The 10,541-nt window shown below is 68.4% G+C and carries 12 protein-coding genes; 4 read left to right on the top strand and 8 right to left on the bottom strand.

Features of this window, described 5'->3' with window-relative positions; genetic code table 11:
- A partial coding sequence (wecB, locus tag sphst_RS21415; RefSeq protein WP_234387773.1) for a non-hydrolyzing UDP-N-acetylglucosamine 2-epimerase occupies positions 1–740 on the bottom strand: 740 nt, incomplete at its 3' end.
- Between the two features lie 124 nt (positions 741–864).
- On the opposite strand from wecB, the gene galU reads away from it, so the two are divergent.
- Complete coding sequence (galU, locus tag sphst_RS19930) at positions 865–1,734, top strand: UTP--glucose-1-phosphate uridylyltransferase GalU (protein ID WP_031394718.1); 870 nt, start codon at positions 865–867, stop codon at positions 1,732–1,734.
- A gap of 57 nt (positions 1,735–1,791) precedes the next feature.
- On the opposite strand, the gene sphst_RS19935 is transcribed toward galU, so the two are convergent.
- The 7 genes from sphst_RS19935 to sphst_RS19965 all read right to left on the bottom strand — a co-directional run bounded on the left by sphst_RS19935 (position 1,792) and on the right by sphst_RS19965 (position 8,396).
- Complete coding sequence (locus sphst_RS19935; protein ID WP_056674990.1) at positions 1,792–2,547, bottom strand: HesA/MoeB/ThiF family protein; 756 nt, start codon at positions 2,545–2,547, stop codon at positions 1,792–1,794.
- On the bottom strand, positions 2,544–3,059 hold the full coding sequence (locus sphst_RS19940; protein ID WP_107046049.1) for a hypothetical protein: 516 nt from the start codon (positions 3,057–3,059) through the stop codon (positions 2,544–2,546). Before sphst_RS19940 ends, sphst_RS19935 begins: the two co-directional genes overlap by 4 nt.
- On the bottom strand, positions 3,056–3,496 hold the full coding sequence (dut, locus tag sphst_RS19945; RefSeq protein ID WP_056406322.1) for a dUTP diphosphatase: 441 nt from the start codon (positions 3,494–3,496) through the stop codon (positions 3,056–3,058). The genes sphst_RS19940 and dut overlap by 4 nt, the downstream gene beginning before the upstream one ends.
- Before the next feature lie 10 nt (positions 3,497–3,506).
- Positions 3,507–4,700: a bifunctional phosphopantothenoylcysteine decarboxylase/phosphopantothenate--cysteine ligase CoaBC gene (gene coaBC / locus sphst_RS19950; RefSeq protein ID WP_107046050.1), complete on the bottom strand. Its 1,194-nt coding sequence runs from the start codon at positions 4,698–4,700 to the stop codon at positions 3,507–3,509.
- A 10-nt stretch (positions 4,701–4,710) separates the two neighbouring features.
- Positions 4,711–5,832, bottom strand: a complete 1,122-nt coding sequence (locus tag sphst_RS19955; RefSeq protein WP_107046051.1) for a hypothetical protein — start codon at positions 5,830–5,832, stop codon at positions 4,711–4,713.
- 13 nt (positions 5,833–5,845) lie between these two features.
- Positions 5,846–7,378: a 2-polyprenylphenol 6-hydroxylase gene (ubiB, locus tag sphst_RS19960; RefSeq protein ID WP_031394733.1), complete on the bottom strand. Its 1,533-nt coding sequence runs from the start codon at positions 7,376–7,378 to the stop codon at positions 5,846–5,848.
- Positions 7,379–7,616: 238 nt separating this feature from the next.
- On the bottom strand, positions 7,617–8,396 hold the full coding sequence (locus sphst_RS19965) for a class I SAM-dependent methyltransferase (protein ID WP_051916442.1): 780 nt from the start codon (positions 8,394–8,396) through the stop codon (positions 7,617–7,619).
- A 56-nt stretch (positions 8,397–8,452) separates the two neighbouring features.
- Here sphst_RS19965 and mutM point away from each other — a divergent pair, with 56 nt between their 5' ends.
- The 3 genes from mutM to sphst_RS21420 all read left to right on the top strand — a co-directional run.
- A complete protein-coding gene (mutM, locus tag sphst_RS19970; protein WP_031394735.1) occupies positions 8,453–9,268 on the top strand; it encodes a bifunctional DNA-formamidopyrimidine glycosylase/DNA-(apurinic or apyrimidinic site) lyase in 816 nt (271 codons plus the stop codon).
- A 107-nt stretch (positions 9,269–9,375) separates the two neighbouring features.
- Positions 9,376–9,639 (top strand): 30S ribosomal protein S20, encoded by a 264-nt coding sequence (gene rpsT, locus sphst_RS19975; RefSeq protein ID WP_031394736.1) that lies wholly within the window; start codon positions 9,376–9,378, stop codon positions 9,637–9,639.
- 437 nt (positions 9,640–10,076) lie between these two features.
- Positions 10,077–10,541: DnaA N-terminal domain-containing protein (locus sphst_RS21420; RefSeq protein WP_325049513.1), on the top strand; the 465-nt coding region annotated here is incomplete at its 3' end.

Consider the following 10,541-nt stretch of genomic DNA (forward strand, 5'->3'; position numbering starts at 1 on the left):
TTGGGATGCACGGGAAAGACCACCGCGACGTCATCGCGCGCCGCGATCCGCGCGATCGCCCGCGCGATCCCGGCCATCGCGTCGCCGAAATTCTCGCGCCGGTGCGTCGTGACGAGGATGATCCGCTTGCCCGCACAGTCCGCCACGACCGGGTCGAGCGCGGCGCCGAGCGCCGGATCCGCCGCCACCCGCGCATGGGTCCAGTGCAGCGCGTCGATCACCGTGTTGCCCGTGACGTGGATCGTCGAGGGGGCGATATTCTCGCGCAGCAACGCGTCCGCCGCGGTCTGGGTCGGCGCGAAGTGGAGCGCGGCGATCGGCGCGACGATCCGCCGGTTCACTTCCTCGGGCCAGGGATGATGGATGTCGCCCGAGCGCAGCCCCGCCTCGACATGCGCGACCGGGACCTTGCGGTAATAGGCGGCGAGCGCGCCGGTCATCGCGGTCGCGGTGTCGCCCTGGACGACGACCATGTCGGGTTGCTCGGCGTCCATCACGTCGCCCAGCCCGACCAGCAGCCGCGCGGTCAGCCGATCGAGCGTCTGCCCCGGCTCCATCAGGTCGAGATCGATATCGGGGGACAGCCCCGCGATCGCGAGCACCTGGTCGAGCAGCCCGCGATGCTGTGCGGTCACGCAGGTCCTGACGACCAGCCCCGGCTGCGTCTGCAACGCCCGGATGACCGGGAAGAGTTTGATCGCTTCGGGGCGCGTCCCGAAGATGACGAGTATTTTTGACATGGAACCCGCCTACACCCCACGTCTTTAATGACGCGCTAACCGCCGCAGTTGATTTGCCGAGTCCGTTCGGCGGCATTATGCACCCGCAACGATCTGCACCCGCAACGATACAAGGGACTACTGAATGACGATCAAACCGCTGCGCAAGGCCGTATTCCCCGTTGCTGGGCTTGGCACGCGATTCCTTCCGGCGACCAAGTCGATGCCCAAGGAGATGCTGACCGTCGTCGACAAGCCGCTGATCCAATATGCCGTCGAAGAGGCACTGGAAGCGGGGATCGAGCAGATCATCTTCGTTACCGGCCGCGGCAAGGGTGCGCTCGAGGATCATTTCGACATCTCCTACGAGCTCGAGGCGACGATGCGCGCGCGCGGCAAATCGCTGACCGTGCTCGACGGCATCCGCCAGCGGCCCGGCTCGCCCGTCTATGTCCGTCAGCAGGAGCCGCTGGGTCTCGGCCATGCGGTCTGGTGTGCGCGCGAGATCGTCGGCGACGAGCCGTTCGCGGTGCTGCTCCCCGACGAGCTGATGGTCGGCAAGCCCGGCTTCATGAAGCAGATGGTCGAGGCGTATAACAAGGTCGGCGGCAACGTCATCGGCGCGCTCGAGGTCGCCGATTCGGAAACCGACAAATACGGCATCATCTCGCCCGGCGCGACCGACGGTCGCCTGACCGAGGTCACCGCGCTGATCGAGAAGCCCGCCAAGGGCACCTCGCCGTCGAACCTGATGATCCCGGGCCGCTACATCCTCCAGCCCGAGGTGATGCGTATCCTCGAAGGGCAGGAAAAGGGCGCCGGCGGCGAGATCCAGCTGACCGACGCGATGGCGCAGCTGATCGGCAACCAGCCGTTCCACGGCTTCACCTTCGATGGCCAGCGCTACGATTGCGGCGACAAGGCGGGCTATATCCAGGCCAACCTCGCGCTCGCGCTCGCACGCGACGATATCGGACCGGTCGTCCGCGCCTTCGCCAAGACGCTGCTGGGCTGAACGATCTGCAAGATGCGGGACGGGTGGGTTAGCCCATCCGTCCCGGTCGGCGGCGGATCAGCCGCTGCCGCAGCAGGGGCAGCCGGGGTCCTTGGGCAGCCGGATCGTCCGGAAGCGGAGCGACAGCAGGTCGATCAGCAACAGCTGCCCCGCCACATCGTCACCGAACGGCGCGACCGCACGAATCACTTCCAGGGCGGCCAGGCTGCCGACCACGCCCGTGACGGGGCCAAGGATGCCGTCCTCCGCACAGCTCGTCTCGGCCCGCTCGGGATTCTCGCCGACGAAACAGCGATAGCAGGGCCGGTCGGGCTCCCAGCCGCGATAGACGCCGAGCTGGCCTTCGAACTGCCCGACCGCCGCCGAGACCAGCGGGATCCGCGCCGCATGCGCCGCATCGGCGACAACGAACCGCGTCGCGAAATTGTCGCAGCCGTCGAGCACCACGTCCGCGCCCGCGATCAGCGCGCCGATATTGCCCTGGTCGACCCTCAGACGGTGCGTGTCGACGGTCACGTTCGGATTGATCCGGCGTAGCGCCGCGGCGGCGGCCTCGACCTTGGCGAGACCCTGGTCTTCGGTGCGGAAGATCGTCTGACGCTGCAGGTTCGACGTCTCGACCGCGTCGTCGTCGATCAGCACGAGCCGCCCGATCCCGGCGGCCGCGAGATACTGGATCGCCGGCGAGCCGATGCCGCCGGCGCCGATCACCACCGCGGTCGCCGCTTTCAGGCGGAGCTGACCGGTGCCGCCGAATTCGCGAAGAACGATGTGCCGGGCATAGCGCGCGAGTTCGTCGTCGGAGAGCGTCATGCCTTCCACGCGAACACCATCGTCGTGCGGTACCAGCTGTCGGAGGCGGCGCCGCGCAGATCGACATTGTTGCGCGCCGCGCCCAGCAGCAGACCGGCGGCGAACTGCTCGACCGTCGGACAGTCGATCGCGCGTGGCGTCACCCGTCGCACCCGGCCATCCGCTGCGGCGAGCAGCGCGAGGTCGAGGTTCAGCACCCAGCCCTGCGGCGTCCGCGTCGCGCCGCCGCACCGCCCGGCCAGCACCTCGCGCTGGACGAACGTGCTGGCATCCAGCGACGGGGCAACCGCGCGCCGCAGCCGCAACACCGGCAGCGCGCTCCAGTCCTGTGGCGGCAGCGGGACGCCACCCGTCACCTGAGGCGGCGCGGACGACGCAGGCGCGGGGGGCAGGGTCGGAACGACGGGCGGGGGGATGATTCGCGGCACGGGCAGCGCCGGTGCGGTCTGCACATCGGCGGCCGGGGCCTGCACGGCGCCCAGCGACGCTGCCAGAAGGAGCAGCGCGATCATCGTCCGGTCGACCCGAATCCTCCATGCCCGCGCACCGTGTCGTCGAGCGTCTCGACCTCGCCGAGACTCGCGCGCACCACCGCCGCAGGAACGAGCTGCGCGATCCGGTCGCCGCGGGCGATGTCGAAGGGGGCATCGCCGAGATTGGCGAGGATGACCTTCACCTCGCCGCGATAGTCCGAATCGATCGTCCCGGGCGTGTTGAGGCAGGTGACGCCGTGCTTGAGCGCCAGCCCCGAACGCGGCCGCACCTGCACTTCGTACCCTTCGGGAATCGCGATCGCAAAGCCGGTCGCGACCGCCGCGCGGGCGCCCGGTGCAAGCGTCAGCGGCTCGGCCGCGACCACGTCCATGCCAGCGGCACCGGCGGTCGCATAGGCGGGCAGGGGGAGGCCATCGCCATGCGGCAATCTCTTGAGGTCTATACGGATCGTCATGCGGCGCGGTTTAGCGCATCGGCTGTGCGGGTTCCAGCGCATCGGCGACGCGCCGTGCCAGCTGCGCCGCGACTGCATCCTTGCCCTGCCGCGGCCAGCTCTCGACGCCGTCCTTCGTGACGATATGGACGCTGTTGCTGTCGCCGCCCATCACGTCGCCCGACACGTCGTTGGCGACGATCCAGTCGACGTCCTTGCGTGCGCGCTTGGCGGTCGCATGCTCGACGACGCGTTCGGTCTCGGCCGCGAAGCCGATCAGCAGCGCGGGTCGGTGCGGGCTCCGCGCCAGCGTCGCGAGGATGTCGGGGTTCTCGGACAGCGAAAGCGTCGGCGTCGCATCGCCCTTCTTGATCTTCTGCACCGCGGCGTCGACGTGCCAGTCGGCGACCGCCGCGACCATGATCGCGGCATCGACGGGCAGCGCGCGGTCCACCGCATCGGCCATCTCGCGCGCGGTCTCGACGTCGATGCGTGTCACGCCGGCGGGGGTCGGCAGCGTCACCGGCCCTGCCACCAGCGTTACCCGCGCGCCGAGTGCCGCCAGCGCACCCGCGATCGCGAAGCCCTGCCGCCCCGACGACCGGTTGGCGATATAGCGGACGGGATCGATCGGCTCGTGCGTCGGCCCTGCGGTGACGAGAATGTGCCGACCCGCGAGACGCTGCGGCTTGGCCTCGAGTGCGGCATCGATCGCGTCGGCGATCCGGTCGGGTTCGGGCAGCCGCCCCGGACCGAATTCACCGCACGCCATCGGCCCCTCGTCGGGCGCCATCACGGTGATCCCGTCCGCGCGCAGCTGCGCGACGTTGCGCACCGTCGCGGGGTGCAGCCACATCCGCACGTTCATCGCCGGCGCCGCGAGCACGGGTTTGTCGGTCGCGAGCAGCAATGTCGTCGCAAGGTCGTTGGCGAGCCCGCCCGCCATCCGCGCGATCAGGTCCGCGGTCGCGGGGGCGACGACAATCAGGTCGGCCTGACGGCTGAGCTGGATATGTCCCATCTCCGCCTCGTCCTTCAGGTCCCAAAGGGTCGTATAGACCTTGTCCTCGCTGAGTGCGGCGAGCGTCATCGGTGTGACGAAATGCTGCCCCGCCTCGGTCAGCACGCAGCGGACCGCATGGCCCCGCTTGCGCAGGAGTCGGACGAGTTCGCTCGCCTTGTAGGCGGCGATGCCGCCCCCGACGATCAGGAGAATACGCTTCATGCCGCGAGTCCTAGCGGATCACGCGCGTCACCGTAATCCGTCGTGTATCACGCGCCGCGACGATCATGTCGCGCAGGCCATCGACGGCAAAGACGATCCCGATCAGCAGGACAGGGGTCGTGATCAGCGCCCAGGGGAAGTCGTCGCTGCGCACGCCCAGCGCGATCACCGCCGCATAGCCCAGCAGCGTCGCGAGCGCGCGGACAGCGGCAGGATCGCGCCACGCCAGCCACCCGAACAGCGCGGTCGCGATCAGGACCGCCGCCAGCCAGTCCGGCAGCAGCGCGAGGCCCGACGACAGCGTCACGAGCTGCACATAGAAGCCGAACCCCTCCAGACCGCTCAGCCCCTGCGCACTCCGGTCGAGCGGACCGGTCACCAGCGTCACCGCATGCGCATGCGCGGCGAGCGCGACGAAGAAGATGAGGGTCGCGCCGACCCATGCGGCGGCCTCGCGGCGCTCGCCCTCGATCCACGCGATCACCGCCATGATCACGACATAGATCAGCGCGGTCTCGCGGATCAGCATCGCCGACAGGCCGAGCGCGACCGCGGGGATCCACTCACCGGGGCGCCGCAAGGCGAGCGAGAGCGCGATCAGAGCCCCCGCCCAGACTTCGGGGAACACGACCAGCGGCGGCTCGAGATGCACGTAGAGCCCCGTCAGGATCAGCAGCCCCGCGATTCCCACGGGGATCGGCCCGGTCATCGCCGGGCGCAACCGGACGATCCACGCGCCCATCGCGCCAATGCAGAGGAGCGGCAACAGCGCGGTGACGAGCAGCGGCGGCACCGCGGCCTGCACCACCGCCAGCGTCGGCAGCCGGACCGTCGTATAGGGCTTGAGCGGAGCGTGCGCGACGCGGTGCGCCTCGGCCGCCGCGACATAATAGGGCGTGCCGCTGCGCACGTTTGCGACGACGCTCTGATAGAGCAGCAGCTCGGTCTGGCCCAGCGGCGCGGACGCCACGCCCGCCTCGCTCGGGCGTGGTCCGGGCGCGCTGGTCGCGGTCAGGCACGCGAGCAGCAGCATCGCGAACAGCGCGAGCCCCAGCCGCGCCTGCGACCGGGACATGCCGGCAAACCGGCTCGGGCCGACCAGCCACAGGGGGGCGCCCCGCCGCGTCCTCATCCGACGTGCAGGCTCAACCGAAGACCAGCGTGGCGGCAACCCCGGCCATCGCCGCGATCACCGCGACGAGGCCATAGCGCCAGCCGCCGCCGATCCGGATGACCTCGATCTCGCGCAGCGGCATCGTCGGCGGCGCGCCGCCGGGTGCCGGGTAATGCGCCTCGATCCGGCGGACCAGTTCGGGCAGCCGGGTCAGCGTCCGCACGTCCTCGATGATCCGGTCGGCGATCGCCGCCTCGGGGCCGAGTTCGCCGCGGATCCAGTCGCGCACGAACGGCTCCGCGCTCTCCCACAGGTTGATGTCGGGATCGAGGCTGGTCGCCACGCCCTCGACCATCACCATCGTCTTCTGCAGCAGCAGCAAATGCGGCTGAGTCACCATGTCGAAGTCGCGCGTGATCGAGAACAGGCTGTCGAGCATCATGCCGATCGACATGTCCTTGACCGGCAACCCGCGCATCGGCTCGCCGACCGCGCGCAAGGCGGTCGCGAATTCGGCGACGTCGTGGTGCGCAGGCACATAGCCCGCCTCGAAATGGATCTCGGCGACGCGTTTATAGTTGCCGGTGATCAGCCCGTAGAGGATCTCGGCAAGCCAGACGCGTGCGCGCCGGTCGATCCGGCCCATGATGCCGAAATCGATCGCGGCGATGCGGTTGCCTGGCAGCGCGAACAGGTTTCCCTGGTGCATGTCGGCATGGAAGAACCCGTCGGCGATCGCCTGGCGCAGGAACGCGCGGACCAGGGTCTGCGCGAGGCCGGGCAGGTCGTAGCCGGCCGCAACCAGCGCGGGACGATCCGACAGCTTGATGCCGTTGATCCACTCGATCGTCATGACCTTGGCGGTCGATCGTGCCCAGTCGATCGCGGGGATGACGAAGTCGGGCTCGGCGGTCATGCCGTCCGCGAGCTCGGACGCCGAGGCGGCCTCGCGGCGGAAGTTCAACTCGCGCAGCGTCCAGCGCTTGAACGTCTCGATCGTCAGGCGCGGGCGCAGGCGCATCGCCTCGGGGCTCAGCGCCTCGAGTTGCGCCGCCGCCCAGCTATAGGTGTCGATCGCCCGCGCGAAGTCGTCCTCGACGCCGGGGCGGAGCACCTTGACCGCGACCTGGCGGCCATCGGTGGTCGTCGCGCGGTGGACCTGCGCGATCGACGCGGCACCGACCGGGACCTGCTCGATCCGCGAGAACAGCGTTTCGAGCGGCTTGCCGAAGCTCGCCAGCATCGCCGCCTCGATCGTCTCGTAAGGGACGGGCGACAGCTGGTCCTGCAGCCGTAGCAGATCCTGCGCGGCATCCTCGCCGACCAGGTCTGGGCGGGTGGCGAGCGTCTGGCCGAGCTTGATCGCGGCGGGGCCGATCGCCTGGAACGCATCGGCATAGCGCGGCACCTTGGGCACGCGCGCACCGAACCGGGCGATCCGCGCGAGGCGTCGCACGGCGGCCGGCGTATTGGGATCCCGCTCGATCCCCCGCAGCGCGCCGTGCCGGGCGAGAATGCGACCCCATTTGAGGAGGCGCAAGACATGGGTGGTCGAGGCGGTCACAGGCCTTCAACACCGTAGCAAGAAGTCGGTTCACGCGAAGGCGCGAAGGCGCGAAGAGAAGAATTTGGTTCGCGCGGAGGCGCGGAGGCGCGGAGAGTGTGCACCCTGCCGCGACTGCGGCTTTTCATCATCGGCGAAGAGTTGATTCTGCGCTGTCGCGCGAATGCGGCTCTGACTCTCCGCGTCTCCGCGTCTCCGCGTGAACCCCTCTTCGCGCCTTCGCGCCTTCGCGTGATCACTAAATCTTCCAACCCGAATGAATCGCAACCAGACCGCCCAGCAGCGGCTCGACCTTCGTCTGAACAAACCCAGCATCCGCGATCATCCCCTTGAACCTGGGCATGTCCGGGAATCGACGGATCGACTCGATCAGATAGCGATAGCTGTCGGCATCCTGCGCGAGCAGTTGCCCGAGCTTCGGCACCATCTTGTGCGAATAGGCGTCGTACACCTCGGCAAAGCCCGGCCACACGGTGGTCGAGAATTCGAGGCAATAGAAGCGCCCGCCACGCCGCAATACGCGGTGTGCCTCGCGCAACGCCTTGGGGATGTCGGTCACGTTCCGGATCCCGAACGCGATCGTGTACGCGTCGAAGAACCTGTCGGGGAAGGTCAGCGTCTCGGCATTCGCCTCGGTCCAGACCAGCCCGTCGAGCCCGCGCTTGTGCGCGCGTTCCATGCCGACCTCGAGCATCTGCGGATTGATGTCCGCAACCGTGATCGACGCGCCCGACGGCTCCATGCGGAACGCAATGTCGCCGGTGCCGCCCGCCATGTCGAGGATCTGCTCGCCCTCGCGCGGCTTCACGCGGCGGACGAAGCGGTCCTTCCACAGCCGGTGCATCCCGCCCGACATCGCGTCGTTCATCAGGTCATATTTGCTCGCGACGTTCGAAAACACGCCGCCGACGCGCGCGGTCTTCTCGGTGGCGGGAATGTCCTCATAACCGAACGAGACGGTATCGGCCTTCGGGGCGGTGTCGGGGATGAGAGCGGGGGCGGGCGCGATGTCATTCATGCCCCGTGCTCTAGCGGCGCCTTGTGGCGCGGGCAAACGCAACCTAGCTGGAAAACGTGCCAGAACTTCCCGAAGTCGAAACCACCGTGCGCGGGCTCGAACCCGTGCTGCTCGGCCAGCGCCTGGCCTCGGTCGAACCGCGCCGTGCGGACCTGCGCAAGGCGATTCCCGTCGACCTGCGGCAGCGCATGACCGGCGCGACCGTCACGCGGCTGTCGCGGCGCGCCAAATATGGCCTGATCGACACCGATCGCGGCGATACGCTCGTCTTCCATCTCGGCATGTCGGGTCGCTGGCGGGTCGATCCCAGCGCGATCCTGCCGCACGACCATCTGCTCATTGGCACGGCGGCGGGGCGGACGGTCGCGCTCAACGACCCGCGACGCTTCGGCTTTCTCGATCTCTGGTCCAGCGACGCGATCGCGCAATATCCGCCGTTCCTCGCCATGGGGCCAGAACCGCTCGGCCCCGATCTGACCGCGGCCTATCTCCTCGCGGCGCTCGAAGGGCGTGGCGCCTCGATCAAGGCGATGCTGCTCGACCAGCGGATCGTCGCAGGCCTCGGCAACATCTATGTGTGCGAGGCGCTGCACATGGCGAAGATCGCGCCGAGCCGGGCGGCGGGGCGAATCGCGCTGCCACGACTCGAACGGCTGGTCGAGGCGATCCGCACGGTGCTGACCGCCGCGATCCTCGCGGGCGGATCGAGTCTGCGCGACTATGCGCGGCCCGACGGCGAGCTCGGCTATTTCTCGAAACAATGGCGCGTCTATGGTCGCGAGGGCGAACCCTGTTCGTGCGGCGCGCTGGTCCGCCGCAGGACGGAGGGCGGGCGTTCGACCTTCTGGTGCGCGCGCTGTCAAAAGGCATGACGGAACGCGGTTGACGATTCGGTGCGGAGTGGGTAGGAGCCGCGCTTCGAGAGGGCGTAGGAGCAATCCGGCGCCCCTTTTTATCATTCGAACATCCAGAGGGCTTCATGGCGAACACGCCGCAGGCGAAAAAGCGTATCCGTCGCAACGACCGTCGCGCGGAAGTGAACGGCAACCGCGTTGGCCGTATCCGTACCTTCATCAAGAAGGTCGAGGCCGCACTGGCTTCGGGCGACAAGGGCGCAGCGACCACCGCACTGGCCGCGGCACAGCCTGAGCTGCAGCGTGGCGTCGCCAAGGGCGTGCTGCACAAGAACACCGCGAGCCGCAAGTTCGCGCGTCTGACCAAGGCCGTGACCGGGCTCGCCTAAGCGACCCGACATTGCCGGAGCGGATTGCCCGCCGGGATCTTCCCGGCGGGTTTTTTGCGTCTGCAACGGGAACGGAAGGCGCGCTCGCGCAACCCACGGATTCCCCGCGATTCGAGTGAAGCCGGATCATGCCGCACCGGCCTCGAAATCGTAAAAATTGGCCAAACACAGCCACTTATAAAAATATCGACGCATTTCCGGGGCTTGATCAAGTCAACCCGCTTTATTTCGAAAATGTGACGTGCTCGGGCCTTGCTAGACTCGCCGATCGCTTCATAACTGAGCGAACGGCGGCGGTGAATCACGGACGTGAATCACCACTGCGCAAGCAACAGGGCGAAGATGCCGGGCGACCCTATGGGTCGTCACGGGGGATCATTTTCTGTCGGGACTATATCACCAGCGCGGCTGTCGCGCGGGGTCGGAGAAGTGTGCGCGTGACGAATTGGCAAGGATCGACCGTGCACGCTTCGGAGGCCGAAAAGGCCTGGGACCGCGTGCGCTCGTCCCTGCGCGAGTCTGCCGGCGCGCGTCTGTTCGAGCAGTGGCTGAAGCCGATCGAGCTGATCCCGAGCGACGACGAGGAGTCGATCCGCCTCGCCTTGCCGTCGGCCTTCATGACGAACTGGGTCCGCAACCATTATGCGGACCGGCTCGCGCTAGAATTCCGGCAGATCCTGCCGCAGGTCCGCACCGTCCAGATCGAGACGCGCAGGCCCGGCCCGAAGCCGGTGCTGCTGGTGATGCCGACCCCTGCGGAGGTCCCGGACCGCACCACCGCGGCCGCTGCCGTGGAACCCGCTCAGGTCCTGGTCAAATTCGGCGTCGACCCGTCGCTGAAGCCCGCCCCCGCGCCCGTCACTGCGACGCAGCCCGCGCCGGCCTACGACACCATCATCCCC

It is taken from the genome of Sphingomonas sp. STIS6.2 (genome assembly GCF_000732685.2).
GTDB lineage: Bacteria > Pseudomonadota > Alphaproteobacteria > Sphingomonadales > Sphingomonadaceae > Sphingomonas > Sphingomonas aerolata.

Excerpts from the sequence above, each read along its gene's own strand:
- galU (WP_031394718.1), top strand. The coding sequence starts at position 865 with ATGACGATCAAACCGCTGCGCAAGGCCGTATTCCCCGTTGCTGGGCTT.
- sphst_RS19935 (WP_056674990.1), bottom strand. The coding sequence starts at position 2,547 with ATGACGCTCTCCGACGACGAACTCGCGCGCTATGCCCGGCACATCGTT.
- sphst_RS19940 (WP_107046049.1), bottom strand. The coding sequence starts at position 3,059 with ATGATCGCGCTGCTCCTTCTGGCAGCGTCGCTGGGCGCCGTGCAGGCC.
- dut (WP_056406322.1), bottom strand. The coding sequence starts at position 3,496 with ATGACGATCCGTATAGACCTCAAGAGATTGCCGCATGGCGATGGCCTC.
- coaBC (WP_107046050.1), bottom strand. The coding sequence starts at position 4,700 with ATGAAGCGTATTCTCCTGATCGTCGGGGGCGGCATCGCCGCCTACAAG.
- sphst_RS19955 (WP_107046051.1), bottom strand. The coding sequence starts at position 5,832 with ATGAGGACGCGGCGGGGCGCCCCCCTGTGGCTGGTCGGCCCGAGCCGG.
- sphst_RS19965 (WP_051916442.1), bottom strand. The coding sequence starts at position 8,396 with ATGAATGACATCGCGCCCGCCCCCGCTCTCATCCCCGACACCGCCCCG.
- rpsT (WP_031394736.1), top strand. The coding sequence starts at position 9,376 with ATGGCGAACACGCCGCAGGCGAAAAAGCGTATCCGTCGCAACGACCGT.